Source organism: Actinomadura sp. 21ATH, assembly GCF_041951345.1.
In the GTDB taxonomy this organism is placed as follows: Bacteria; Actinomycetota; Actinomycetes; order Streptosporangiales; family Streptosporangiaceae; genus Spirillospora.
This window is the reverse complement of sequence record NZ_JBGNUR010000006.1, coordinates 284,449-309,581: the sequence shown is the minus strand read 5'-3', so window position 1 is coordinate 309,581 and position 25,133 is coordinate 284,449. Positions and strand designations below refer to the sequence as shown.

27 protein-coding genes and 2 tRNA genes are annotated in these 25,133 nt (G+C 71.5%); 15 read left to right on the top strand and 14 right to left on the bottom strand.

What is annotated here, in order from left to right:
• Positions 1-10: 10 nt before the first annotated feature.
• Genes speB through ACA361_RS20995 form a run of 3 tightly spaced genes read left to right on the top strand, consistent with a single transcriptional unit; the run spans position 11 to position 3,253 of the window.
• The gene (speB, locus tag ACA361_RS21005) at positions 11-961 is read left to right on the top strand and encodes an agmatinase (protein WP_375014083.1); all 951 of its coding nucleotides are present in this window, start codon (positions 11-13) and stop codon (positions 959-961) included.
• Positions 958-1,827 carry a polysaccharide deacetylase gene (locus tag ACA361_RS21000; RefSeq protein ID WP_375014081.1) on the top strand — a complete coding sequence of 290 codons (870 nt, stop codon included), beginning with the start codon at positions 958-960 and terminating at the stop codon, positions 1,825-1,827. Before speB ends, ACA361_RS21000 begins: the two co-directional genes overlap by 4 nt.
• Positions 1,828-1,837: 10 nt before the next feature.
• Entirely contained in the window at positions 1,838-3,253 is a 1,416-nt protein-coding gene (locus tag ACA361_RS20995; protein WP_375014079.1) for an APC family permease, read from the top strand.
• 138 nt (positions 3,254-3,391) lie between these two features.
• Here the strand turns inward: ACA361_RS20995 and ACA361_RS20990 are convergent, their stop codons facing one another.
• The 4 genes from ACA361_RS20990 to ACA361_RS20975 all read right to left on the bottom strand — a co-directional run bounded on the left by ACA361_RS20990 (position 3,392) and on the right by ACA361_RS20975 (position 6,154).
• Positions 3,392-4,546 (bottom strand): S8 family peptidase, encoded by a 1,155-nt coding sequence (locus tag ACA361_RS20990; protein WP_375014077.1) that lies wholly within the window; start codon positions 4,544-4,546, stop codon positions 3,392-3,394.
• 196 nt (positions 4,547-4,742) lie between these two features.
• Complete coding sequence (locus ACA361_RS20985) at positions 4,743-5,531, bottom strand: inositol monophosphatase family protein (RefSeq protein WP_375014075.1); 789 nt, start codon at positions 5,529-5,531, stop codon at positions 4,743-4,745.
• A complete protein-coding gene (locus ACA361_RS20980) occupies positions 5,528-5,791 on the bottom strand; it encodes a hypothetical protein (protein WP_375014073.1) in 264 nt (87 codons plus the stop codon). The genes ACA361_RS20985 and ACA361_RS20980 overlap by 4 nt, the downstream gene beginning before the upstream one ends.
• 66 nt (positions 5,792-5,857) lie before the next feature.
• A complete protein-coding gene (locus ACA361_RS20975; protein WP_375014071.1) occupies positions 5,858-6,154 on the bottom strand; it encodes a CPCC family cysteine-rich protein in 297 nt (98 codons plus the stop codon).
• A 189-nt stretch (positions 6,155-6,343) separates the two neighbouring features.
• On the opposite strand from ACA361_RS20975, the gene ACA361_RS20970 reads away from it, so the two are divergent.
• On the top strand, positions 6,344-6,805 hold the full coding sequence (locus ACA361_RS20970; RefSeq protein ID WP_375014069.1) for a hypothetical protein: 462 nt from the start codon (positions 6,344-6,346) through the stop codon (positions 6,803-6,805).
• Here ACA361_RS20970 and ACA361_RS20965 read toward each other — a convergent pair.
• Positions 6,802-7,218, bottom strand: coding sequence for a hypothetical protein (locus tag ACA361_RS20965; RefSeq protein WP_375014067.1), 417 nt, complete (start codon positions 7,216-7,218; stop codon positions 6,802-6,804). The genes ACA361_RS20970 and ACA361_RS20965 overlap by 4 nt on opposite strands.
• A gap of 230 nt (positions 7,219-7,448) precedes the next feature.
• On the opposite strand from ACA361_RS20965, the gene ACA361_RS20960 reads away from it, so the two are divergent.
• The 3 genes from ACA361_RS20960 (at position 7,449) to ACA361_RS20950 (ending at position 9,868) form a co-directional block, all read left to right on the top strand.
• A complete protein-coding gene (locus ACA361_RS20960) occupies positions 7,449-7,796 on the top strand; it encodes a hypothetical protein (RefSeq protein WP_375014065.1) in 348 nt (115 codons plus the stop codon).
• A gap of 585 nt (positions 7,797-8,381) precedes the next feature.
• Entirely contained in the window at positions 8,382-9,032 is a 651-nt protein-coding gene (locus tag ACA361_RS20955) for a class I SAM-dependent methyltransferase (RefSeq protein WP_375014063.1), read from the top strand.
• A gap of 278 nt (positions 9,033-9,310) precedes the next feature.
• On the top strand, positions 9,311-9,868 hold the full coding sequence (locus ACA361_RS20950; protein ID WP_375014061.1) for a site-specific integrase: 558 nt from the start codon (positions 9,311-9,313) through the stop codon (positions 9,866-9,868).
• Positions 9,869-9,938: 70 nt separating this feature from the next.
• Here ACA361_RS20950 and ACA361_RS20945 read toward each other — a convergent pair.
• Positions 9,939-10,011: transfer RNA gene (locus tag ACA361_RS20945), tRNA-Arg, on the bottom strand.
• Positions 10,012-10,230: 219 nt separating this feature from the next.
• On the opposite strand from ACA361_RS20945, the gene ACA361_RS20940 reads away from it, so the two are divergent.
• The 3 genes from ACA361_RS20940 (at position 10,231) to ACA361_RS20930 (ending at position 11,389) form a co-directional block, all read left to right on the top strand.
• Entirely contained in the window at positions 10,231-10,659 is a 429-nt protein-coding gene (locus ACA361_RS20940; protein ID WP_375014059.1) for a hypothetical protein, read from the top strand.
• A 94-nt stretch (positions 10,660-10,753) separates the two neighbouring features.
• Positions 10,754-10,846: transfer RNA gene (locus ACA361_RS20935), tRNA-Ser, on the top strand.
• Between the two features lie 123 nt (positions 10,847-10,969).
• A complete protein-coding gene (locus tag ACA361_RS20930; protein WP_375014057.1) occupies positions 10,970-11,389 on the top strand; it encodes a PPOX class F420-dependent oxidoreductase in 420 nt (139 codons plus the stop codon).
• A gap of 12 nt (positions 11,390-11,401) precedes the next feature.
• Here the strand turns inward: ACA361_RS20930 and ACA361_RS20925 are convergent, their stop codons facing one another.
• Positions 11,402-12,028, bottom strand: a complete 627-nt coding sequence (locus ACA361_RS20925; protein ID WP_375014055.1) for a TetR/AcrR family transcriptional regulator — start codon at positions 12,026-12,028, stop codon at positions 11,402-11,404.
• Positions 12,029-12,084: 56 nt separating this feature from the next.
• On the opposite strand from ACA361_RS20925, the gene ACA361_RS20920 reads away from it, so the two are divergent.
• On the top strand, positions 12,085-12,894 hold the full coding sequence (locus ACA361_RS20920; protein WP_375014053.1) for an NAD(P)-dependent oxidoreductase: 810 nt from the start codon (positions 12,085-12,087) through the stop codon (positions 12,892-12,894).
• Positions 12,895-12,903: 9 nt separating this feature from the next.
• On the opposite strand, the gene ACA361_RS20915 is transcribed toward ACA361_RS20920, so the two are convergent.
• A complete protein-coding gene (locus ACA361_RS20915; RefSeq protein ID WP_375014051.1) occupies positions 12,904-13,896 on the bottom strand; it encodes an adenylate/guanylate cyclase domain-containing protein in 993 nt (330 codons plus the stop codon).
• Positions 13,897-14,009: 113 nt separating this feature from the next.
• On the opposite strand from ACA361_RS20915, the gene ACA361_RS20910 reads away from it, so the two are divergent.
• A complete protein-coding gene (locus tag ACA361_RS20910; RefSeq protein WP_375014049.1) occupies positions 14,010-14,801 on the top strand; it encodes a MerR family transcriptional regulator in 792 nt (263 codons plus the stop codon).
• Positions 14,802-14,835: 34 nt separating this feature from the next.
• Here the strand turns inward: ACA361_RS20910 and ACA361_RS20905 are convergent, their stop codons facing one another.
• From ACA361_RS20905 to ACA361_RS20895, 3 genes are all read right to left on the bottom strand, one after another.
• A complete protein-coding gene (locus ACA361_RS20905; RefSeq protein ID WP_375014048.1) occupies positions 14,836-16,503 on the bottom strand; it encodes an RNA polymerase sigma factor in 1,668 nt (555 codons plus the stop codon).
• A 288-nt stretch (positions 16,504-16,791) separates the two neighbouring features.
• Positions 16,792-18,414 (bottom strand): long-chain fatty acid--CoA ligase, encoded by a 1,623-nt coding sequence (locus ACA361_RS20900; RefSeq protein WP_375014046.1) that lies wholly within the window; start codon positions 18,412-18,414, stop codon positions 16,792-16,794.
• 227 nt (positions 18,415-18,641) lie between these two features.
• Positions 18,642-19,172, bottom strand: a complete 531-nt coding sequence (locus ACA361_RS20895) for a SigE family RNA polymerase sigma factor (protein WP_375014043.1) — start codon at positions 19,170-19,172, stop codon at positions 18,642-18,644.
• A gap of 326 nt (positions 19,173-19,498) precedes the next feature.
• Here ACA361_RS20895 and ACA361_RS20890 point away from each other — a divergent pair, with 326 nt between their 5' ends.
• Both ACA361_RS20890 and ACA361_RS20885 read left to right on the top strand, forming a co-directional pair.
• Positions 19,499-20,452, top strand: coding sequence for a hypothetical protein (locus ACA361_RS20890; RefSeq protein WP_375014041.1), 954 nt, complete (start codon positions 19,499-19,501; stop codon positions 20,450-20,452).
• A 9-nt stretch (positions 20,453-20,461) separates the two neighbouring features.
• Entirely contained in the window at positions 20,462-21,409 is a 948-nt protein-coding gene (locus ACA361_RS20885) for a MauE/DoxX family redox-associated membrane protein (RefSeq protein ID WP_375014247.1), read from the top strand.
• A gap of 286 nt (positions 21,410-21,695) precedes the next feature.
• Here ACA361_RS20885 and ACA361_RS20880 read toward each other — a convergent pair whose 3' ends face one another.
• The gene (locus ACA361_RS20880) at positions 21,696-22,892 is read right to left on the bottom strand and encodes an AAA family ATPase (protein WP_375014039.1); all 1,197 of its coding nucleotides are present in this window, start codon (positions 22,890-22,892) and stop codon (positions 21,696-21,698) included.
• A 242-nt stretch (positions 22,893-23,134) separates the two neighbouring features.
• Complete coding sequence (locus tag ACA361_RS20875) at positions 23,135-24,145, bottom strand: pirin family protein (protein WP_375014037.1); 1,011 nt, start codon at positions 24,143-24,145, stop codon at positions 23,135-23,137.
• A gap of 80 nt (positions 24,146-24,225) precedes the next feature.
• Here ACA361_RS20875 and ACA361_RS20870 point away from each other — a divergent pair, with 80 nt between their 5' ends.
• Entirely contained in the window at positions 24,226-24,684 is a 459-nt protein-coding gene (locus tag ACA361_RS20870) for a MarR family winged helix-turn-helix transcriptional regulator (RefSeq protein WP_375014035.1), read from the top strand.
• Here the strand turns inward: ACA361_RS20870 and ACA361_RS20865 are convergent.
• Positions 24,681-25,070: a hypothetical protein gene (locus tag ACA361_RS20865; protein ID WP_375014033.1), complete on the bottom strand. Its 390-nt coding sequence runs from the start codon at positions 25,068-25,070 to the stop codon at positions 24,681-24,683. The genes ACA361_RS20870 and ACA361_RS20865 overlap by 4 nt on opposite strands.
• Positions 25,071-25,133 lie beyond the last annotated feature (63 nt).

Sequence of the window (25,133 nt, the reverse complement as noted above, 5' to 3'; positions counted from 1 at the left end):
GGAGGAACCCATGAACCCTCAGGAGCCGGCCGGGCAGGCCGACGCCCTGCGGATCCCCCGGTACGCCGGGCCTTCCACGTTCGCCCGGCTGCCGCGCCGCGAGGACGTGCCCCGGTTCGACATCGCCGTGGTGGGGGCGCCGTTCGACAGCGGTGTCACGTACCGGCCCGGGGCACGGTTCGGGCCCGCCGCCGTACGGCAGGGGTCGCGGCTGCTCAAGCCGTACAACGCGGCGCTGGACGTGCTGCCGTTCGCCTCTCGGCAGGTGGTCGACGCGGGGGACATCGCGTGCGACCCGTTCGACATCGGCAACGCGCTGCGGGAACTGGAGGCGGGGCTGCGCGAACTCACCGGCGAGGGCCGTCCCGCGGTCATCATCGGCGGCGACCATACGGTCGCGTTGCCCGCGCTGAGAGCAGCGCACGCCCTGCACGGCCCCTTGGCGCTCGTCCACTTCGATGCGCATCTGGACACCTGGGACACCTACTTCGGCGAGCCGTACACGCACGGCACCGTGTTCCGCCGCGCCGCCGAGGAGGGCCTGCTGATGCGGGACGCGAGCGCGCACGTCGGGATCCGGGGCTCGCTGTACGACCCGCGCGACCTGGTGGACGACGCCCGGTTCGGCTTCACGATCGTCCACTGCGCCGAGGTGGACGACCTGGGCGTGCGCGGCGTCGCGGACCGGATCCGGGCGCGCGTCCAGGACGCGCCCGCCTACCTGTCGATCGACATCGACACGCTCGACCCCGCGTTCGCGCCGGCCACCGGCACGCCGGAGAGCGGCGGGCTGAGCAGCCGCGAGCTGCTCGGGATCCTGCGCGGGCTGGCCGGGCTGAACATCGTCGGTGCCGACGTGGTCGAGGTCGCGCCCGCGTACGACCATGCCGAGATCACCTCGATCGCGGCGGCGACGGTCGTGTACGAGCTGGTCGGCATGCTCGCGAAGGCGCGGACGTGAGCCTGACGCGCCCGGCGGATCCCGTGCCGTGGCCCGGCGGGGCGCGGGCGGCGGCGTCGTTCACGTTCGACGTGGACGCGGAGTCGGCGGTGCTGGCGGCGTCCCCGGCGGCCGCCGGGCGGCCGGGCGTGCTGAGCCACCAGGCGTACGGGCCGCTGACCGGGCTGCCGCGCCTGCTGCGGATCCTCGCCAGGCAGGCGGTCCGGTCGACGTTCTTCGTTCCCGGCTTCACCGCGCACAGGCACCCGGACGCCGTACAGGCGATCGCCGACGCGGGACACGAGATCGCGCATCACGGCTACCTGCACGAGCCGCTGATAGGAGTGGACCCCGCCGCCGAGGCCGAAATCCTCGACCGGGGCCTGGACGCACTGGAACAGGTCGCGGGCGTGCGCCCCGCCGGTTACAGGGCGCCCATGTGGGAACTCACCTACGACTCGCCCCGGCTGCTCGTCGAACGCGGCTTCCTGTACGACACCAGCCTGATGGACGCCGACGTCCCCTACGAGCTGGCGACCGGGCTCGCGGCGGCGCCGTCCATCGTGGAGATCCCCGTCCACTGGGGCCTCGACGACTGGGAGCAGTACTGCTACCTGCCCGGCCTCTCCGGCTCGGGCCTGATCGAGACCCCCGCCAAGGCCGTTGAGCTGTGGCGGGCCGAGTACGAGGCGATGCGCCGCGAGGGCGGCTGCTTCGTCCTGACCCTGCATCCCTTCCTGTCCGGCCGCCCCGGCCGCGCGGCCGCGCTGGAGGGGCTCATCGAGTACGTGGCGGGCGCCGGTGACGTGTGGCTCGCCCCGCTGGGCGACATCGCCCGGCACGTCCGGGGGCTCGCCCTGAGCCCGAGGCACCTGTCCCGCCCGTGAGGAACGGCCGATGACGTCCACCGCCAAGCCACCGCCGCCCCGCGCGTCCCAGACGCTCCGCAAGGGCTTCGACCTGCGCACGGCGACCGCGCTCGCGTTCGCCGACGTGTCCCCCATCGTCGCCCTCTACGCCATCTTCACGCTCGGTCTCCTGGCCGCGGGCCCCGGGTTCTGGTGGGCGTTCCCGATCGTCCTCGCCGGGCAGCTCCTCGTCGCGTGCGTCTTCGGCGAGCTGGCCTCGCGCTGGCCGTACGAAGGGAGCGTCTACCAGTGGGCGCGGCACGTGCGCGGCCCCGGCGCGGGCTGGTTCGCCGCGTGGGCCTACATGTGGGGGCTGACCATCGCCCTCTCCACGCTCTCGTACGGCGCGGCGGGCTTCCTGCTGGAGGCGTTCGGCGTGGACGAGCCCGGCAAGGCCGCGACGATGGCGACCGCGCTGGGGATCCTGGTCCTGGGAAGCCTGGCGAACATCGTCGGCCGCCGCACCCTGAAGACGCTCGTCGTCGCGAGCCTCATCTGCGAGGTCCTCGCGTCCGTGGGGCTGGGCACCGTACTGCTGCTGTTCTACCGGGAGAACCCGGTGGGCGTCCTCTTCGAGGGGATCGGCGGGGCTCCGCTGCTAGGGGCGCCGCTGCTGGCAGCGACCGCCTATGTCGGCTGGTCGTTCGTCGGTTTCGAAGCGGCCGGGGCCATCGCCGAAGAGGTGGAACGCCCCGAACGCGACGTGCCGAAAGCGCTCATCTTCTCCCTCCTCGCGGTCGGCGCCATCGTGATGTACTCCGCCGCCGGCCTCATCCTCGCCATCCCCGACATGTCCGCCGCCGCGGACGGCGACCCCGTGGCCGACACGCTCGTCGCGCACTTCGGCTCGGCCGTCGGGCGGCCGCTGCTCATCATGTTCGTCATCGGCTTCCTGGCCAGCTTCCTCGCCGTCCAGGCCGCCGTGTCCCGCGTCATCTGGGCCTCCGCCCGCGACCGCGCCCTCCCCGGCTCCCGCGTCCTCGGGCGGCTCGCGGGCACCGAACGGCTCCCGGTGAACGCGATCGTCCTCACCGGCGCCGGCGCCGCCGTGTTCGTGCTGCTCTCCGGCTCGACGCTCTACGCCGTACTGGTCAACTTCACGACCGTCGGGTTCTACGTCGCGTTCGGGCTGCCCGTCTGGGGCGCCGCGGTCCAGCACCTGCGCGGCGGCTGGCGGCCCGGCCCGTTCACCCTCGGGCGGCTCAGCGGGCCCGTGACCTACCTGGCGGCGGTGTGGCTGGCCGTGCAGACCGTCAACATCTGCTGGCCGCGCGACACCGACCGGCCCTGGTACATCGACTGGAGCATGGTCATCACGTTCACCGCCGTCGCCGCCGCCGGCACCGCGCTCTACCTCGGCTGGTCGCGGCGCCGCATCGGCCCCGCCATGGCCGAGCGCTCCTGACCGCGCCGCAAGGCCCGGCCCCGGCGCTCTGGGAGCGGTGCGCCGGAGCCGGGCCTCCCGGGGTCGTGCCCTCCTGGCAGTGTCACTTCCGGGGGCGGACCCCCAGACCCCCAGGGCTCTCGCCCGAGGGACTACTGGTCAGAGGGAACGCTTGTTCAGCAGCAGGTTCGGCGTACCGGACGGGTTGCCGGTGATCACGCCGCTGGTGGCGTTGGACGTGATCCAGCCGCGGATCGTGGAGTACGACGCGTCACCGTTCGCCGACTTGTACAGCGCCCCGACCCCCGCCACGTGCGGGCTGGCCATCGAGGTGCCGTTGATCGTGTTGGTGCCGCCGTTCAGCCAGGTCGAGGTGATGGACGAGCCGGGCGCGTACACGTCCACGCAGTTGCCGTAGTTGCTGTACGACGCCTTGGCGTCCGTGCTCGTACTGGCCGCGACCGTCGTGGAGTTGGCCGCGCTCGCGGGCGAGTAGTTGCAGGCGTTCCGGTTGTCGTTGCCTGCGGCGACCGCGACGAAGACGCCGGACGAGGCGAGGTTGTTCGTGGCGGAGTTCACCGACGACGAGTAGCCGCCTCCGAGCGACATGTTCGCCACGGCCGGCTTCACGTGGTTGCCGGCGACCCAGTTCATCCCGGCGATGATGCCCGAGAACGAGCCGCTGCCCTGGCAGTTGAGGACGCGCACGCCGCGCAGGTTGACGCGCTTGGCGACGCCGTACGCGTTGCCTCCCACGGTGCCGGCGACGTGCGTGCCGTGCCCGTTGCAGTCCTGGCCGTTCCCGCCGACCGCGTCGTACACGTTGGTCGCGCGGCCGCCGAAGTCCGAGTGCGAGGTCGCGATCCCGGTGTCGATGATGTACGCGTTCACCCCGGCGCCGGTCGCGGTGTAGGTGTAGCTCCTGGAGAGCGGCCGGTTCGTCTGGTCGATGCGGTCGATGCCCCACGAGGGCGGGTTGCTCTGCGTCGTGCTGGCGTACACGACACCGTCCTGCTCGATGGACGCCACACCGGGGGTCCGCTGCATGCGCTGGAGCTGCTCGGCGCTCATCCGGGCGGCGAAACCGTTGAGCACCTTGCCGAAGCGGTGGGTCGTGCTGATGCCGCGCTTGGAGACGGTGTCGCCGACCGATACGCCCTTCTTCAGCGTCACGATGTACTGGCCCTCGATCCCCTGCCCCGCCGGCGCCATCGCCAGCGGTGCATGATGGGTGACGGCCTGGGCGGGGGCGGCGAGCACGACCGCGAGCGGCACGGCGGCCAGCGTCGCGACCAGCGGGAAGCGCCTTCTCATCGAAACTCCGTTCTACGCGGGAGCGGCCGCTCGGGGGACGGCCCGTCTCACGAAGTCGATCGATGAAGATGCTGGTCAGCCCGGACATGTCAGTCAACGGGTTCGATGGCACCAGAAATCAACATTCAACTGTCATTCACGTTCAATGCCCGCGGGAACACCGTGCCCCCGCCGCCGGCCCCATCCGCATCACGCGCTAGGCGAGGCCCTCCCGGACGTCCCCGATCAGCGCCGTCAGCTCCGGCCGCACGCCCGGCGCGAACGCGAGCGTCGCCGCGGACCCCGTCGTGTGCTCGCTCCCGTCCAGGTCGCGCACCGCCGCCCCCGCCTCCCGGGCGATCGCGACACCCGCCGCGGTGTCCCACGGATTGTTGGACAGGATCACGCACGCGTCGAGCTTCCCGTCGGCGACCCACGCCAGGTCGATCGCGGCCGACCCCACCATCCGGATCCGCTGGACGTTCGCCGCCAGCCGCCCCGTCAACTCCAGCCGGACGCGGTTCCTGGCCTCCGCGCCCTCGTCCACCGAGTAGTCCCCGATGGACACGACCGCGTCCCGGACGTCCTTCGTCGCGCTCGCCCGCACCGGCCGCCCGCCCTCGAACGCGCCCAGCCCCTCGGCCGCGTGGTACCGCGTCCCCAGGAACGGCAGGTCGACCACGCCCACCACGGGCCGCCCCCGCCTGACCAGCCCGAGCGAGAACCCGCACAGCGGGATGCCCCGGACGAAGTTCGCCGTCCCGTCCACGGGATCGACCGCCCACAGCAGCTCCGCGTCCGCGCTGCCGCCCTCCTCCTCACCGAGGACCGCGATCTCGGGCGTACGCTCGCGCAGGAACTCCCGTACGGCACGCTCGACGGCGTAGTCCACCTCGGACGCCATGTCCCGGTCGCCCTTGGCCGTGACCACGCCCGGCCCCCGCGACACCATCAGCCCGCGAGCGACATCCGCCGCCCCGAGCGCGACGTCCAGCAGGGCCTTCAACGGCTCAACACCGGCGCCTGCCGGTCGATCTCCTTGCACAGCACGACGACCATGTCATCGAACGCCGCGTGCCCGTGCTTCTCGATGAGCACCCCGTACAGCCCCTTACGGCTCGCCTCCCGGAGCATCCAGCCGAGCGCGTCGTGCGAAACGCGGCGGCCCGCCGCCAGCTCGTCATGGGCGTCCCGCGCGACCCGCATCAACTCAGGAAAGGCCGCGGACTCCGCCAAGACCATCCGCACCGCGTCAGTGATCTCCATGCGGCGAAGTCTAGGCGCAAGCCACCACACCCCGGCGGGCCCGGAGATGAACGCACGCACTCCCACTCAGTCGGCGGGCGAGGGCCGTTCCGTGAACTCGTGCGGGTGGGGATCGCGGACGTGCCGGAGCGCGCGGCGGTCCTTCGCGCCGAACGCGGCGAAGTTGCGCCGGGCCTCCGTGAGGCTGAGCCCGCGGTTGGGGCCGCCGCGGCTCTCGTCGGCGTCGTGGTCGTCCTGGCCGTCGTCCTCCCAGAAGCACACCGGGCAGATCTCGTTGTAGCCCCGCTCTTGGAGCGTCAGGTGACCGCAGCATGGGCAGGCGTACGGCTCGCCTCTCGGCGGCCGGCGCACATTGATGAACATCTAGCCGCCATCTTCCGAGAGTTCCGTCTGACCGCCATCCGCGCAATGAAACCAGACTCGACGCCTGCTCATCCACCGCTCCACGAGTCGTACGCGCGGCACTCACCGAACGCCCGATACGATCACGATCCAGGCATTTCACAGCAGCCTGATCCGCTCGGCGCGCTGTACCGGCATGGGGAGGGCGTTGTGTTCGTACAAGCCGGCAGGCATGTGGTCGGTGCGGTGGTCGCCTGCCTGGCGTTCGCCCTACAGGGCGTCGTCGCCTACGCCGCCCTGCTCGTGTACGCGCTCGTCACCGGCACGGACACCGGCGGCCCGCTGGCGGGGCCCTTCCTGGTCCTGCTCGTCGGCGCCGTGGGCGTCGTCCTGGTTCCGCTGCTGTTCATACCGGCCAGCGTCATCGGAGAGGCGGCCGCGAAGAGCGGGCGCCTGCTCACCGTGTGGCTCGCCGCCTCGGCCGCGGCCGGAGCCCTGGCCATGGTCTACACGTTCCTCGTCAGCCTGGCCACCGACGCGACCATCGCGACCTCTCTCCTGGCGAGCCTGCTCGGGGCGCTCGCGGTGCTCGTCCCCACGGCCCTGTGCGTCGGCGTCTCCCGCGGCGCCCTGAAACTCCTCCCGGGCAAGCCGGGCGACGCCCTCGGCTAGGAGGGCTCACCGCTCCACGAGTCGTACGCGAGGTACTCACCGAACTCGTCGGGCAGCCATTCAGGAGCCCCCCACCGCCCGCCGCGCCCCGGCGAACCCTCGTAGTCGATCTCCAGGACGCTGCCCTCGGCGTGTCCCATCAACCCGAGTCGCCGGTTCCTGCCGTACAGAAAGAGCGAGACGCTGATGTGAGGCTTTCCGTCACTCGGCTGCATCCCCAGGACCCCTTCCCAGCACAACCGGAAGCCGTTGCCTTCTGGGGGCGAGCTACGGATAAGGCAGGAGAAGGCGTCGCCGTCCACCAGGCACTCCTCGACGGGCTTCACGAGCACGACCCGTTCCTGCAAGAACGCACTCAATTCGTCGACGAGCCGAGCGATCCATCGCGGCCGCGGATCATCTCCACCGATCATCCGGCAAGCCTCCCACGCCGAAGGTCCAGATTCCGGCTGCCGCAGGAGGCGAGGGCGAGCGCCCTCGTTCGGCGGCTTCGGCTCGCGGGGGCCGCCTGCACATGTCGGCCACGTCCGGTCATGGGAGGTATCAAGAGCCAAGCTGACCGAAGATGGGCGTGGTCCTTTCCCGCCTCGTGAGGTGCAGGATGCCGTACAGGCCGAATGCCGTATCCATTCAGGTTCTCCTGATGACCATCAGTTCTGTAGTGGCGGTCTTCCTGATATTTGGGCGGAGCTGGTCCACTGCCCTACAGGGAGCCGCCTTCTACCTGGGCGCTGCGGGGATGATGGTGATGTTCTATCGGTGGCAGCGGCAAGGTGATCGGGGTGCCGCGGTGCTGGCCGTGTCCGCTTTCGCCACGTGGGCACTGGCGGTCGCCGTCGGCTCGTTCACCGGTGTCGAGCCCGGAGCCCCCGCCTTCTGGATCGCTGGCGTGGCTCTTCTCATCGGTTTCGGCGGCGGAGCAGTGACGCTGATGCGCATGTACCGCGAGCGCGGTACGGACAGTAAGGCATCGTCTTCCGAGCGAGGGTAGCCGCCGGCCGAGCCCGTCCGGCGGCACGACCCCGTTCACCTGGTCGTCGTATAAAGGCGGCTGTTGGCAAGGGCGCTAGCAAAAAAGGCCACTCTCCATGATGAAGAGCGGCCTTTGATCTGTGGCGCAGCCGGAGGGATTCGAACCCCCAACCTTCTGATCCGTAGCAACTGGCAGGCCCGTGCTCGGTCGTTCCCGCCCAGCTAGAAGCGGGTGCCGGTGATCGTGGAGGTGAGCCGCTGTGTGCCGGTGTTGCTGTACTTCTCTGCTGTACTCCTACCGCCCTGACCTGGCGGAAGCGGGCTCCCACAGCCCTCTCAACGTACAGCTACACTCCCCTGTTCGACAGTGGACGCCCATGGATCGCACCCACCTCAGCCGGTCCGGAGTGCTCATCCGCGCGAACGGCGAGACGGTGTGACAGACGGATTCGCGCGGATGAGCACTCCGGCTCGCGGGGGTCCAGGGGGCGGCGCAGCCCCCTGGTTCGCGCTCGCTTCACCGATCGCCCCACTGAACCGGCCCGGTCCGTTCACCATCCGAAGATCGGCGGACGGCTTGTCGTCATGGGCTACCGTGCCGATCATGGACACGGACGACTGGTTGACCAATACCCGAATCTCGTACGACACGGTCGCAGCCAGCTACGCCGCTCTGGTGCGCGATGCCATCGCTGGGCATCAGTACCTTCGCGCGGCTCTTGCGCTGTTCGCTGACAGTGTGCGGGCGGCTGGTGGCGGTCCTGTGGCGGATGTCGGCTGCGGTCCGGGCCACGTGACCGCCCACCTATACGAACTCGGTCTAGACGCGTTCGGCATTGACCTTTCACCTGGGATGATCGACGTGGCACGACGCGATCATCCGGGCCTTCGGTTCGACGTGGGTTCTATGACAGACCCAAATCTTGCGGATGTCTCGGTTGCTGGCCTGCTCGCCTGGCAATCCTTGATCCACATCCCTGATGAACAAGTGCTGACCGTGTTCCGGCACTTTCACCGAGCATTGCGCCCAGGTGGACCGCTTCAACTCCTGTTCCATATCGGCGACGGGTCGCAGTTGAAGACGGAGGGGTATGGCGGTCAGCCGATGAAGGTCCATGTCCACCTCCGTCAGCCTGACCAGGTGTCGTCCTGGCTCCGTGACACCGGATTCGATGTCGAGGCTCAGATTCTGCTCAACCCGGGTGAGCATGCTTCACAAGCGCTCGTATTCGCGCGCCGGAGGCTTCACGGTTGAATCCCGGCAAGCAAAGGCGGACGGGCGACGCGGCGCGGTGGGACCGGACGGAACAGGCCGCACGCCCGACGCGCCGGGGCGGGCGGCCGCCGGCGACCGCGAAGCGGGCGCCCTTGACCGGCTTACTGTGCGGGACGTTCAGACTTGGCTGAACAAGCTTCCTGGGGCCTGCCAGTGCTGCGCCCAAGGGAAGGACGCGAAGCGGAAGGTGGAGCACAAGGACGCTCGCAAGCGTCAACGCTGCTGCGCTGTGGGGGAGTGCTGCAAGGACTACCCGAATGGGCATGCGCAAGGGCGAGGTCTTCGGGCTGCGCTGGGCCGACGTCGATTTCGACGCTGAGGAGCTGGCGATCGGATGGCAGTTGCAGCGTGTCGCTAACCGACTGATCCACAAGGAGCGCACCAAGACGGACGGCTCCACTGATGTCCTTCCGCTCCCCGGGCCGTGCTCTGCGGCGCTGCGGCTCCGCAAGGGTCAGCAAGCGGTCGCACGTCAGGCCGCAGGAAAGGAGTGGACGTCAAGCGGGCTGGTGTTCACGACCCGCACCGGCCGACCGATCGAGCCTCGCAACGTCAATCGCGCCTTCGAGGCGCGCTGTGCTGCTGCCGGCGTCCCGGTGATCCGGGTCCATGACACCCGGCACACCTGCGGCAAGCTCTTGGCCGCGCTGGACATCCATCCCCGCGTCGCGATGCAGATCCTTCGGCACAGTCGAATCAGCATCACCATGGAGATCTACACCGAGATTCCCTCAGAGAGCACCAGGGCCGCACTCAAGCGGCTCGGGGACCATCTTCACCGGCCCGGCGATAAGGGCACTGGAATGGCGTCGTAGCTGTACTTTGCTGCTGTACGGGCAGCAAAAAGCCCCCTTGCGGAACTCGCAAGGGGGCTTTTACCTGGGGCGCAGCCGGAGGGATTCGAACCCCCAACCTTCTGATCCGTAGTCAGATGCTCTATCCATTGAGCTACGGCTGCTGGCTGGTCGGTGACCTGATGCCGGAGGGGAGTCTAGCAGCTTCCCCGCCTCGGCAACGTGCTCCAGTGTAGGGCACGGAACGGGGTGCCCGTGCCCCGGAAGGATCTCGCGGAGCGTGAGGGAACCGTTCGGCTGTGTGGTGCGCCCAATGTGGCGACCGATATACAAGTGGCGTGAGGGCCCAAGCCTCACGTGACCCCCTTGAAGGAGAACCCCCTATGCGCATGTCCGCCATCCGGCTGGCCGGCGTCGTCGTCATCGGCGGAGCCCTGCTCACCTCGACCGGCTGCGGCGCCCTGAGCTCCGTCGCCGGGGGCGGTGACAAGGACGCCGCGTGCAAGAACATCCGCACCGAGCTGTCGTCCGTGCAGAGCAAGATCTCTTCGCCGGACATGAGCAACCCGGGTGCCAGCGCCGCCGCGAACGCGCAGCTCTACCGCGACACCGCCTCGAAGATCCGTTCCGAGGGCCAGAAGGCCGGCGGGGACGTTGAGACCGCCGCGGGCAAGGTCGCCACGGACCTGGAGGGGCTGGCCACCATGATGAGCAACCTCGGGTCGGGCAAGACCCCGAGCAGCTCGGGCACCAGCTCGTTCATCCAGAACGCCGCCGAGCTCGGCAAGGCCTGCGGCACCGCGGGCCTCTGATCGGTGCCGGGCGGGGCCTCGTTGAGCGGGTCCCCGCCCGCACTTTGCCGGTCGGGCCGCTGACCGGTAACCTGTCGTGAGCCTGATGGCTTCTGGAGGATTCGCCTAGTCCGGTCTATGGCGCCGCACTGCTAATGCGGTTTGGGTTTACCGCCCATCCGGGGTTCAAATCCCCGATCCTCCGCCACCGACCCGCGGGGATGCGTCGCACGATGCATCCCCGCGGGTCGTTTCACGGCCGTGGCGCTGTGTCGATCTTGCCGGTCGGGGGTAGGTGATCGGGCGTATCCGTCCTGCCGTTGGAGACCGCATGTCCAAGCCGCCGCTGCCGCCCGAAGCCGAGGCGCTGCTCGCGAAGCCCAACCCGTGCGTCATGGCCACGCTGTGTTCGGACGGCACGCCGGTCACGACGCCGACCTGGTACCTGTGGGAGAACGGCCGCGCCCTCGTCAACATGGACGAGGGGCGGATCCGGCTGAAGCACCTGGCGGGGGATCCCCGGGTCTCGCTGACCGTGCTGGACGAGAACTGGTACACGCACGTCACCCTCATCGGGCGCGTCACGGAGACGTACCGCGACGAGGACCTCGCCGACATCGACCGCCTCTCGCGCCACTACGGCGGATCCCCCTACCCGGACCGCGTGCGGGCGCGGATCAGCGCGTGGATCACCGTGGACCGGTGGCACGGGTGGGGCGCGCTGAAGGACAGCGACCAGGCGTCCGGCTGATCGCCGTCCCTGTCAGGGGTGTGGGTGGGCCAGCCGGCGGCTGTGCTCGACCAGGGCCGGGTAATCGGCGGCGATCCCTCTCAGCAGGGCCTCGACCGCGCGCTCGACCTCGGCGGGTGTGGTCGGGGCGTGCCCGAACAGGGCCCGGTAGTGGACGAGTGAGCCGAGCATGTCCAGGACGAGGCCGCGGTCCAGGCCGGCGTGCAGGTCGCCGCGTGCCGCGGCGCGGTCGATCATCTCGGCGACCGCCGCGCGCGGCGGTTCGAACAGCGTCGCCATGAACGTCTCGCGGAGCGCCGGATCGGTGCCGCAGTCCGCCAGGAGGGGCGCCAGGACGTCCGGGCGGATCCGGCCGAACGCGGCGACGAAGACGTTGATGCCCTCGTTCAGGTCGCAGATCGTGCAGCCCGTGTCCGGGGTGCGGACGGTGCCGAGGCGCAGGGCGAGGGCGGCGAGGACGAGCCGCCGCCGGTCGGGCCAGCGCCGGTAGAGGGCGGGCTTGGTGGTGCCGGCCCGCCGCGCGATGTCCTCGAACGTGAGGCGGACGTAGCCGTCCCGTTCGAGGGCGTCGAGCGTGGCGTTCAGTACGGCCTCGTCGATCCGCCTGTCGCGGGGACGGCCTCCGCGGGACTGTTGCACGCGTCCATTCTAGTGTTACGTTACGACTCGTAACTTAACTTGGAAGGACGGACGGCATGGACACGATCTCGGTGCTCGGTCTCGGCGCGATGGGTACGGCCCTAGCGCGGACGTTCCTCGATCACGGCCACCCGGTCGTGGTCTGGAACCGCACCCCCGGCAAGGACGGCGACCTGGTCGAACGGGGCGCGACGCGGGCGGCGACGCCCGCCGAGGCGCTGGCGGCCGGCGCGCTCGGCGTCCTGTGCGTGAGCGACTACACGGCGGCCGAGGCGATCCTGGACGGCACCGCCCCGGACCGGCCGCTGGTCAACCTCACCACCGGGACGCCGGACCAGGCGCGCCGGGTCGCGGCGGGACGGGCCGGCTACCTCGACGGGGTCGTCCAGGCGTCGCCCGCGCAGATCGGCGGCCCGGACGCCACGTTGCTGATCGGCGGGCCGCGGGCGGTGTACGAGCGGCACCGCAAGGCGCTGGACCTGCTCGGAACGTTCCACTTCGTCGGCGAGGACCCCGGCCAGGCGTGCCTGTACGACCTGACCATGCACGGCCTCTGGTACGACGCGATGCTCGCCTACCTGCGGGCGCTGGCGTTCGTGGACGACCCGGAGGCGTTCGCGCCGTTCGCCGCACGGCAGTTCGGATATGTCGCCCAGTCGGCCGGTGACACCGCGCGGGAGGTCACCTCGCGCGACTACCCGCGCGGGCCGGCGTCGCTGGCCGAGCACGCCCCCGTGCTGGAGCACCTGATCAGCGTGGGCGCCGAGCGCTTCCGGGAGATGCACGCGCTGGTCGAGCGGAGGATCGCGCAGGGCCACGGCACCGACGGCCTCACGAGCGTCATCGAGGAGCTCCGCCGCGGCTGAACGGCGCGTTCAGGCGCGGCGGAGGAGGCGGATGCGGACCCGGCCGAGGCCCTGGAGGTTGCGGGGGCGCAGGGAGGAGACGTCGTAGGAGCCGCGCGGCAGGGCGTCGGCGAGCCCGGTGTCGGCGAGGACCGTTCCGGGGTGGGCGGTGGAGGTGAGGCGGGCGGCGGTGTTGACGGGGGTGCCGAACACGTCGCCCAGCCGGAAGATGACCTCGCCGTACGCGAGCCCGACCCGGACGCGCGGGAAGTCCGGGTCCTCCTCGGAGAGCTCGGCGATCCGCAGGCCGATCTCGGCGGCGGCGCGCGGCTCGTCGGCGACGAACAGCACCTCGTCGCCCAGCGTCTTGATCACCCGGCCGCCCTCCTCGGCGACGATCCCGGTGACCGCGGTCTCGAACCGTTCCACCAGGTCGGCCAGCTCGGGCCCGTCCATGCGGCGGCTCATCCGGGTGAACGAGACGATGTCGGCGAACCCGGCGGCCAGCAGCGCGACGCCCGCGGCGGGATCGGCGGTCGCGGTCGCGCTGGAGCCGGCGGCGCGCAGCCCGGCGGCGGCGAGCTGGCGGCGCCAGCCGTGCATCAGCAGCCGCTCGAACGCGGGCCGCAGTTCCTCGGTGGCCTCCAGGGCGGCGACGACGGCCTCGGTGGTGACCGGCTCGTCCGGCGGCAGCAGCTCGCTGTAGCGCTGGAGCCAGACGTCGCCGAGCCAGCTCGCCAGCCGGCCCATCGTCTGGCCGACCGCGCGGGACAGCCGCAGCACCATCTCCTCGTCGACCATCTCGTGGCCGAGCAGGCCCCTGATCTCGCGCAGCGCGGCCACGTCCCGGTCGGTGAACGCGACCTCCTCGTCGGGCGGCGCGGGGAAGCCGAGCGCCTGCCAGATGCGGCGGGCCTCGTCCTCGGAGATCCCGGAACGTTCCGCGACCTCCTTGCGCGTGTAGCGGAGCGGGCCGCCGAGGAGCGTCTCCTCGATATCGTGGGGCTCCCGGGGACCAGCCATGACCACCTCTATGTGCCATCGGTCGATGTAACAATCGTGGCGCGTAAGATCAAGGCGGTCAAGAAGACCGACCAGGACCAGGGTGGACCAGAGAGGCGACCGGCGGACGGGGCATGGCCGAGTACCGAATCGACGAGTTGGCCCAGGCTGCGGGCAGCACGGTCCGCAACATCCGCGCCTACCAGGACCGCGGCCTGCTGCCGCCGCCGCGCCTGGAGGGCCGCGTCGGGCTGTACGACGACTCGCACCTCGCCCGGCTGCGGCTGATCGGCAAGCTGCTCGGCCGCGGCTACACGTTCGCGATCATCAAGGACCTGATCTCGGCGTGGGAGACCGGCAAGGACGTCGGCGAGGTGCTCGGCCTGGAGAAGGTGCTCACCGACCCGTGGTCGGACGAGATCCCCGGGACCGTCACGTTCGAGGAGCTGCGCGAGGCGTTCAGCCCCGGCGCCGGTGACGAGGAGGTCGCCCGCGACCTGGCCCGCACGATCGAGCTGGGCCTGGTCGAGGCGGCGGGCGACGGCGAGCACTTCCGGGTGCCCAGCCCGCGGCTGCTGCACGTCGGCGAGGAGCTGGTCGCCGCCGGGATCCCGCTGGAGGCGGTGCTCGACATCGCCCAGGAGATCCGGGACGACTGCGACGTGATCGCCGGCCGGTTCGTCGGGCTGGTGCGCGAGCACGTGTTCCAGCGGCTGGAGGACGACGCGGGCGCCGTGAGCGGGGACGACATCGCCGAGATGGCCGCGATGGTGCGCCGGATGCGGCCGCTGGTGAAGATGGTCGTCGACCCGTTCATCGCGCGCGCGATGGAGGCGCGCGTGCAGGCCGCGCTCGGCACGCAGCTGGAGCAGATCCGCGACCACCTGGCCGCGGAGAACGCCGCCCCCTCGGCCGTCGAGGGCTGATCCGCGACGGCCGGCCTCAGAGCCGGCAGAGCCGTCAGAGGAGCGAGGCGCCCCAGACGACCGCGACCTCGCGGGTCTCGCCGGTCTCGGCGTCGATGAACGTGACCGTGGCCTCGCCCGGCAGGTTGAGCAGCCCCGCGTCCAGGGTGATCGTCACGTTGGTCTGCGCGTCCTCGGGCAGCCCGCCCTGCGGCTGGGAGACCGACACCTTCGCGGAGGAGGCGACGGCGTTCCAGGAGACCGGGCCCTCCTCGGCGGTCAGCCGGACCTGGGCGGTCTTGGTGCCGTACATCTCCACCTTCGCCGGGCTCACCGCCAGGCTGCCGGGCGGCTTCGGCGGCGCGGGCGAGGACGGCGCCGGTGAACTGGGCGCCGGGGACGACGGGCCGCGCGTCGCGGGCGCGCCGGGACGGCCGCCGCTCCCGGGCGCCTGGGCCTGCGGCGGCACCGGTGCGCCGGCACCGCCGGACGACCGGCCGTCCGGGCCCTGCTGGGTGATCGACGGCTGCGGGCCGGTCTGGAACGGCGGCCACGAGATCGTCGGGTCGCCGAGCCCGCCGGGCCCCATCAGCAGCGCGATCAGGACGGCGGTGGCCAGCGCGCCCGCCATGCCGCCGCCCGCGAACAGCCAGCGCCGGGTGAACGGCGAGGGCATGTCCGGCTGGCTGGGCAGCCCGTCGGGGGTCAGGCCGCCGCCGCGGGCCGCGATGTCGGCCCGGTACCCGGCCAGTTCCGAGTCCGTCGCCGTGTGGATGACGCGGTGCCGCAGCGCCGCGGGCAGCACCGGGGACGGCGCCATCGCCAGCAGCGCCGCCGCGTACACGCCGGCCCGGCGCTCGCAGGCGGCGCAGTGGTGGCCGGACGCGGGAGCGGCCGCGGGCGCGGTACGTGGGGCCGGGCGCCGCCGGGCGCCGGGCAGGGACCGGCAGGCGCTCCGGCGGGAGGGCGTCGGTGTACGGGGCGCCAGGACGGCCGCCGAGCCGCGCGGCTTCTCTGTGTCCCCCGCGTCCCCCGCGTCCCCTGCGGTCTTGGCGGTCTCCTTGGCGGCGGCGTCCGCGACGACCGTCCGGACGGACGGTTCTGCCTCCGCCTCCTTCACGGCCTCGGGCTCGGGGCGCCGCTGCGTCCGGGTGCCGGCGGAGCAGTGCTCGGCCGCCAGCGCCACCTCGATCCCGTACGCGGCGTCCAGCCGGGTACGGGCCCGCGCCACCCGGCCGGCGGCCCGCCGCGCGGAGACGCCCAGCACGGTGCCGATCTCCGCCGGGAGCAGGCCGTGCCGGACGGCCAGCAGCAGCGCCTCCTGCTCGCCCGTCTCCAGGCGGGCCAGCGAGGAGTCCAGCAGTGCCCGCAGCTCGGCGGACGGCGGCAGTTCGACGCCGGAGTCGCGGCGCGCCGCTCCCGGCCCGTCGGCGCCGTCCGCCGCCGCCGGGCCGCCGTCACCGAATTCGGCGTCGTGCTCCCAATGGAGGCCCCGTGCCCGCCCGCGCTGCACGCAGCGGCGCCGGGCCGCCCCGTACAGCCAGGAACGCAGCCGGGCGTGGTCGCGCATTCGCGGGGCGCGGCGGCAGGCGTCGATGAACGTGTCGTGCACGATGTCGGCGGCGGCCTTGTCATCGCCCGTCATGGACAGCGTGTAGTCGTACAGCCGCTCAGCGTACGCCTCATAGAGAAGCGCCAGGGAAACGTCGTCGCCTTCGTTCAACCCATGGACCAACCGGCGGTCGGCCGCGGCGTCGAAGGAGGACCACCTGGGCATATGCGCTCCCGGCACCGGCATGGGGGAGACCCGCCCTCGCGGGGCCTGCTGATAGTTCGGCCCATCTTGCATACACCCCGCTGCCCCTTCCGCACCACTTGATCCCTGGAAATCACGATGAACATGACGCTGGGGTGACAATCACCCACCCCTTCGTATTCGGCGACACATCAGGGAGTATCGGAACGGTGACACGCTGAAATGGCGGAATGCCCGGAGACGCGGCGGCGGAATTCAGTCGATCCGTTCCACGACCAGCTCGCCGTCCGCGTACCGGCGCCGCAGGACCTTCTTGTCGAACTTCCCGACGCTCGTCTTGGGAACGCTCTCGATGAACGACCACCGCTCGGGGAGCTGCCACTTCGGGATCCGGCCGGACAGGAACTCCCGCAGCGCCTCCGCGGTCACGGCCGCGCCCTCCCGCACGACCACCGAGGCGAGCGGGCGCTCCTGCCAGCGGTCGTCGGGGACGCCCACCACGGCCGCCTCCAGGATGTCCGGATGGGCCATGAGGTGGTTCTCCAGCTCCACCGAGGAGATCCACTCGCCGCCGGACTTGATGACGTCCTTGGCCCGGTCGGTCAGGACCAGGTAGCCGTCGGGCGACAGCGTCCCCACGTCGCCGGTACGGAGCCAGCCGTCGTGGAAGCGCGCCGGGTCCTCGTCCAGGTGGTACGCGCCGGTGATCCACGGGCCGCGGATCTCGACCTCGCCGACCGCCTCGCCGTCCTCGGGGAGCACCGTGTCGCCGTCCCCGACGATCCGCATCTCCAGCCCGGCCAGCACCCGGCCCTGCGACACCCGCGCCGCCCAGGCCGCGTCGGCGTCCGCGCCGACCGGCGGGTGCGCCATCGTCGCCACCGGCGAGGTCTCGGTCATCCCCCACGCCTGGACGATCCGCACACCGATCTCGTCGAAGCCCCGCATCAGCGCCGCCGGGACGGCCGACCCGCCGCACGGCACCAGCCGCAGCGAGCTGAGGTCGGCGCCGTGCTCCTTCACGTACCGCAGCAGATCCGCCCAGATCGTCGGCACCGCGCCCGCGATCGTCGGCCGCTCGGCCTCGATCAGCCGCGCGAGCGGCTCGGCCTGGAGGAACCGGTCGGGCATGACGAGCGAGGCGCCCGCCATGACCGCCGCGTACGGCATGCCCCAGGCGTTGGCGTGGAACATCGGGACGACGGGGAGCACGCGGTCCTCGGCGTTCAGCCCGAGCGCGTTGCCCGTGGAGATGGCCATCGAGTGCAGGTACGCGGAGCGGTGCGAGTAGACGACGCCCTTCGGGTTCCCGGTCGTGCCGCTCGTGTAGCACATGGCGGCCGCCGAGCGTTCGTCGATCTCGGGCCAGTCGAACTCGGCGGGCGCGGCGGCGAGCAGCTCCTCGTACGAGTGCAGCTCCTTGCCCGCGCTCTCCAGCGGGGCCGTGTCGCCCTCGCCGACCACGACGACGTGCCGCACCGTCTTGAACTGGTCGAGCACGGGCGCCAGCAGCGGGATCAGCGACCCGTCGACGATGACGATCCGGTCCTCGGCGTGGTTGGCGATGTAGACGAGCTGGTCGGGGAACAGCCGCAGGTTGAGGGTGTGCAGCACCGCGCCCATGGAGGGGACGGCGAGGTAAGCCTCCAGGTGCTCGGCGTTGTTCCACATGAACGTGGCCACGCGCTGGTCGCCGTCCACGCCGAGGCCGCGCAGGGCGCCGGCGAGGCGCGCGGCGCGCTCGCCCAGCTCGGCGTACGAGCGGCGGCGCGTCCCGTCACCGGTCCAGGTCACCACCTCGGCACCGCCGGAGACCTTCGTGCCGTAGCGCATGATCGAGGTGATGGTCAGCGGGAAGTCCTGCATCGTGCTCCACATGGCGCGCCTCCGGCCTCGACGGATCCCAGAACCGGATTCTTGCCCGAACGGCCCCGCCATGTCAGCACTCGGCACCTCATTTTTATCCATCCCCCACAACCCCGACCTTCCCGGCAGCCGGGCAGGTCCGGCGGCCGGCGGCGGGGCGGTCCGGCCGCTGGGCGGGGCGCGCGGCCGGAGGATGCCGAGCGGTAGTGGATCTTCCTCTTTGTGAGAATTGCTCAGAATTAGGGGCGTTGTGGATGTTGGGGCGGAATTCCCGGGAAATCCTCTTCCAGTGCGCTGTCGTCCCGTAGTTTGGCCATGGCGCGCGAGACCGTGCTCTTGACGGTGCCGACGCTGATGCCGAGGACTTCGGCGATCTCGTTCTCCGGCATGTCCTCGTAATAGCGCAGGACGACCGCCATGCGCTGGCGCTCGGGGAGCCGGTCGAGGGCGCGGCCGAGCGCGTCGCGCAGCTCGCTGCGGCGGGTGTGGTCGTCGACCGGCTGGTCGGGAAGATCGTCGGTAGGGTAGATCTCCAGCTTGCGCCGTCGCCACCAGGAGATCTGGGTGTTGACCATGGCCCGGCGCACGTACCCGTCCACCGAGGAGCGGTCCTGGATGCGGTCCCAGGCCAGGTACGTCTTGGCCAAGGCGGCCTGCAGCAGGTCCTCGGCCTCGGCACGGTCGCCGGTGAGATGGAGGGCGGCGCGGAGCAGGATGTGGCCGCGGGCCTCCACGTAGTCGCGGAACTCGTCGTGCCGCGTCCGGTTCACGTCACCACCGAGCCAGGGGTAGGGGCCGGCCGGGCCCTCGCCGAGATGGATCTTGATTAGACGATCGCATGGGGAACGTAATTCCGGTCCATCGGAAATGGCATATCTGTGTCAACCGGGGGAGAATAATCAACCCGGGTAAAAAGAAGGTCAACCCCTGGCCGACTTGTCGCGATAAATCCGCTGACACCCGGGTCACCCGGCGTTGAGTCTTGACAAGCTGTCCTCACAGCAGTGGCCATGAGTTAAAAGATCGACGCCGGAGTGCCGCCATGCCGCCAAGAACCCGCCGTCATGGACCGGCGCGCCGCCGATACCGGGACGTCGTGCTGGGTGCGCCCGCGCACCCGCGAAGCGCGACCCCGGCGGCGCCGCGCCGTCCGCAGAAGGTCACCGGGGGCGTCGTCCTGGACGCCAGCCCCCACCTGCTGGTCCTGCACACCGCCGACGGCGAGGTGCGGGTACCGATGCTTCCCGGCACCACGATCTGGCATGGCGAGCGCGGGGGCCTCGCCGCGCTGCGGCCGGGCCGGGAGGTCATCGTCCGGCCGGCGTCCGACGGACTCGGGGCGGCCCGGGTCTGGGTGGACATCGGCCGCGTGGCCGGCACGATCCGGGCGTGCGGGCGGGACACCGTAGAGGTGGACATGGGTCCGCATCGCGGGCGTACCCATGTGGTGATCCCCCCGCACGTCCTCGGCCGCGTGCTCGTCCGGCACCCCCGGCTGGAACCGGGCTACCTGATCGACCTGATCTGCGTGCGGACGCCGGACGGGCCGGCGGCGGTCCGTCCCGGCACGTCGCAGCCGGGGCACCGGGCCGACGACCTGGCCCCGCCCGAGCCGGGCGCCGCCGTGCCGGAGACGGTACGGGGCACGGCCACCTGGTTCGGCGGCGCCACGTACCGGCCGCCGGACGGGGGCCGCGCCTTCACGCTGCTCGGCGAGGCCGGCGCCGCGTACCCGGCGGTCGACCCCGAGGGCGAGGCCGGCGGCTGCGCCGACACGCCCGCGGGCTGCGTCGCCCTCCCCTACCTGTCGATCGGCAGCGAGCTGGCGCTGCACAACGCGTGCTCCGACCTGTCCGCGGCGCTCCCGGTGATCGAGTGCGGCTGCGTCGCCGCCCGGTTCTGCGACCGGTGCGTCGAGTGCGACACCACCCCGCGGGGGCGGCTCGCCGAGCTGACGCCCGCCGCGTTCGTCGCGCTCGGTGGCGACCTCGACGCCGGCTGCTTCAGCGCCGTCCTGGGCGCCGGCCCGGCACGGCCCGCGGAGGGCTGACCCGTGCCGATGGATCCGCTCCCGCTCGACCCCGCGCTGGTTCTCTCCGTCCTGGGCGACCCCATGCTGGTCGCGTCGACGCTGATCGATCCCGTGCTGATCGCCCCCGTGCTGGGCGGCCCGCTGGCCGACGACATCGCGAACGCCCAGGTCCTGCTCCTGGCGGGCGTGCTGCTCACCGCCTGCCTGGCCAAGCTGGTGTTCCGCGCCCCGGTCCCGGCGGCGCCCGCGCACGTGCACGGCGTACCGGTCCCGGGACGGCTCCGCCGGGCGACCGCGCTGCGCCAGGACCGCCGGGCGAACGTCGGGCTCGGCGCCGCCGAGGGCGTGCTCGGCCTCGCCCTGCTGATCACCCCGCACCTGGCGGTGCGGCTCGCCACGATCGCGGTGTTCGCCGCCGCCACCTGGGCGGTGGGGGAGCTGCGGGTGCGCCGGCCGGACGCCGGCTGCGGCTGCTTCGGCGGGCTGAGCACCAAGCAGATCGGCCATCGCACCGTGCTGCGCGCCGTGCTGCTCACCGCCGCGGCGGTCGTCTCGCTCGACGCCCCGCACGCGGGGCTGACGGTGCTGCTGGACGGGCCGTCCGCCGCGGGCGCCGTCCTGCTGGCCGAGCTGGCGCTGTTCGCGGCGCTGTCCCCCGAGATCGCCGTCCTGCTCGGCCGCACCCGCCCGCGGCTGCGGCCGGTGACGCCGTGCGAGCGCCGCCGCAGCCCGCTCGCGGAGACGTACGCGCGGCTGCGCGAGAGCGATGCCTGGAGGGAGTCGGAGAACGCGATCGTGAGCGCCGTGCCGCTGGACGTGTGGCGCGAGGGCTGCTGGCGCTTCGTGGTCTATCCGGCGCACGTGGACGGCCGGGACACCGAGCTGGTGTTCGCCGTGTCCACCGCCGAACGCGGACACACCGTACGGGTCGCCGCCGTTCCGCCCGCCACTCCCGCCCTGCCTGCGACTCTCTAGCCCCCTCTTGACCTGCTCCTAGAGTCCTTTAGAAAGCGCAGCACACTCGGGCGGCGGTCGCCGTGGCCGCGTCCCATCCAGATCTCTAAGGCTTTCTAGAGTGAGCCTTAGAGATTGCTAGAAAGACGTAGTGCGCTGACTGCACCGGCTTGTGCCCGGTCGTCCAGGGAGCCGACGTGGGGATGGTGGTGCGGGGATGCGGCTCTATACGGCTCTCTTGGATGGAGAGTAGAGAGCCGTATAGAGCAGTCGACCGCGGTGGCCGATCGTTGTGCGGGTGGCGCTGTCAGGCGGGTTGGGAGCGGAGGAACTTGCCGAAGTGGGGGACGGTGAAGGCGACCAGCCCGCGTTCGGCGCTGTAGATGAGGCCCTTCTTGATCAGTCCGTCGCGGGCGGGCGAGAGGCTGGACGGCTTGCGGCCCAGCTCGTCGGCGACGGCGGCGGTCGGGACGGGGTCGTCGCCGAGCATCGCCATCGCGCGCATGTAGTCGCGTTCGGCCGGGGTGGCGCGCTCGTAGCGGCTGCCGAAGAAGCCGACCGCCAGCTCGCTCTCGGCCTCGGGCGCCGCGACCTTGATGTCGTCGGCGGTGATGGGGGTGTCGGGGGCGACGTCCCAGACGACCTTGGCGTACGCCTGGACGAAGTAGGGGTAGCCGTCGGCGGCGCCGTACAGCGCGTCGAGGGCCTCGGGGGTGAAGGTGACCTGCTCGCGTTCGGCGGGGGCCGTCAGGGCGTGGTCGGCGGACTCGCGGTCGAGCCGGTCGATGCGGGCGTACCGGAAGAGGCGCTCGGAGTAGGACTTGCTGGCCGACAGGACGGCGGGCAGGTGCGGGAGCCCGGCGCCGACCACGATCAGCGGGCCGCCGATCTGGGACAGCTCGTGGCAGGCGGCGCAGAGGGCGGAGACGTCGTCGGCGGGGATGTCCTGCATCTCGTCCACGAACAGGCCGATGCCGGCGCCGACGTCGGTGGCCACGGACGCGGCGTCGACGAACAGCTCGGTGAGGTCGATCTCCAGGTCGCCGGAGTCGGCGCGGCCGCGCGCCGCGGGCACGTCGATGCCGGGCTGCCAGCGGTGGACGCGGGCCTTGCCGCGGCCGCCGGACGGCTCCTCCCCCGCCTGCGCGAACGCCTTGAGCACGCCGAGGAACTCCTCGATGCGGTCGGGCGCGCGGTGTCGCGGGGCCAGCTCGCGCACGGCCATGTGCAGGGCCGAGGCGACGGGCCGGCGGATCGACTGGTCGGGCCGGGCCTCGATCTTGCCGGTGCCCCACAGCCGCTGGATCGCCATCGAACGGAACGCGTTGAGCAGCACGGTCTTGCCGACCCCGCGCAGCCCGGTGACGATCATGCTGCGCTCGGGGCGGCCGCGCGCCACCCGTTCGAGGACGACCTCGAACTGCCGCAGCTCGCGGTCGCGGCCGGCCAGCTCCGGGGGACGCTGCCCGGCGCCCGGGGCGTAGGGGTTGCGCACGGGGTCCACGCTCTCGGACTCTATGAGGCGATATAGCTGCGGCCGTAGATTTGCGTAGAAACTCGTACGGCGTGTCGCGTACGGCTCCCGCCGCCCCTGGCAACGTGCCGCCGTGTCCCGGCCGGCCGAGGTCATCGTCGCCACCGTTGCCACCTCCCGGGGCGCGCGTGCGAACGTGCTGGTCGAACTTCTGTTCGACTATTCGAACACAGTAGCGCACGCGCCCCCGGCCGTCACGGGAACCCGCGGAATCACTCCAGCGGTTCGTCGGCGGACGACAGGTGCGGGACGCGTTCCGCCGGGATCGTCCCCATCCGTCCCGCCTGGAAGTCCTCGAACGCCTGGACGATCTCCTCCCGCGTGTTCATCACGAACGGCCCGTACCGCGCGACGGGCTCGCGCAGCGGCAGGCCGCCCAGCACGAGGATCTCCCAGCCGTTCGCGCTCGCCTGGGGCTGGACGCCGGCTGCCCGCAGGAGCAGCCCGTCGCCCGTGCCCTTGTGGTGGGAGCCGCCGAACGCCGCCATCTGCCCCTCGTCCAGGGCGATCTCCTCGACGCCCGCCGTGCCGCGCCCGGAGAGCACGTACACGAGCGCGTTGAAGTCCCGCGGCCACGGCAGCGCGAGCCGGGCCCCGGGGGCGACGGTCGCGTGCAGGTAGTTGATCGGCGTGTACGTGACGCCGGGCCCGTCGTACCCGGCCACCGAGCCGGCGATGACGCGCACCAGCGACGACCCGTCGTCGGCGGCGACCAGCTTCACGTCGCGCGCCTCGATGTCCTGGTAGCGGGGCGGGACCCACTTCTGGGAACGCGGCAGGTTCACCCACAGCTGCACGCCGTGGAACAGCCCGCCCTTGGCGACGAGCTCCGGCGGCGGCTGCTCGATGTGCTGGATACCGGACGCGGCGGTCATCCACTGGGTCGCCCCATCGGCGATGAGCCCGCCGCCCCCGGACGTGTCCTGGTGCTGGAACGCGCCGTCGATGATGTACGTGACGGTCTCGAACCCCCTGTGCGGATGCCAGGGCGTCCCCTTCGCCTCTCCAGGGGCGTACTCGACGGCTCCCATGTGGTCGAGCAGCAGGAAGGGGTCGGCCAGCGCGAGGTCCGGTCCCGGGAACGGGCGCCGCACCTGGAACCCCTCTCCCTCCAGGTGTCGCTGCGCGGTGACGACCTTGGCGACCCGGCGCCAGTCGGTCTCGCCCTCGGGCAGGCGCGGCAGGCGGGGCAACGCGAGCGGATCCGCCGTGACAGCAGGCATCGGACTCTCCTCCACTAGTTGAATAATAAACTATAACCCAGCAGTAGTTGAATCTTCAACATGCGCATATACTTCTCACCATGAGCGAACCACGCTGGCTCGATGCCACCCAACAGCGCGACTGGCGGGCCTACGTGGACGGCAGCGTCCGGCTCAACGAGATCATGGACCGGGACCTGAAGACCAGGCACGGGCTGTCGGTCTCCGAGTACGAGATCCTCGTCCGGCTGTCCGAGGCGCCCGACCGGCGCCTGCGGATGGCCGAACTGGCCGAACACGCCAGCCAGTCCCGCAGCCGCCTCTCGCACACCTGCTCCCGCCTGGAGAGCAAGGGGCTGGTCAGGCGCGACAACTGCCCCAACGACAAGCGCGGGGTCTTCGCGCACCTCACCGACGAGGGCTACGCCACCCTCGAACGCGCCGCCCGCGACCACGTCGAGACCGTCCGGGACTTCTTCGTCGACGTCGTCGACCCCGCCGACCTGGAGGCCATCGGACGCGCGTTCACCCAGGTGCTGAAGCGCATCGGCACCGGCTAGAGCGTCGTCAGGCCGGTCAGGAACCCCACCGACACCAGCGTCAGGAACACCCAGCCCAGCATCATCCCGACACCGAACGGCCGCCACGCCCCCCGCACCTTCCAGACGAGCAGCCCGCCCAGCCCGAACGCCAGCACCAGCAGCGTCACCATCTGCGGCAGCAGGCTGGGCCGGCTGCTCATCATCAGCGGCGCGTACATCATCACGGCGTCCACGAACGCGAACGTCAGGAACCCGCCCGCCGCCAGGCCCACGTCCCGGCGCGGCAGTTCGACACGCCGCGGACTCAGCCGCAGCAGCGGTTGTCCCCGGTCGGTCTCCTCCACCGAGGAGGCCACCGCGAAGATCTCGTCCTCCAGGCTCGAAGGCTCCTGGGGATCGCCCATTCCGGCTCCCTGGCCGGGGGACGACGACTCGGCACCGCGCAACCCGCCCCCGTCCCCTTCAAC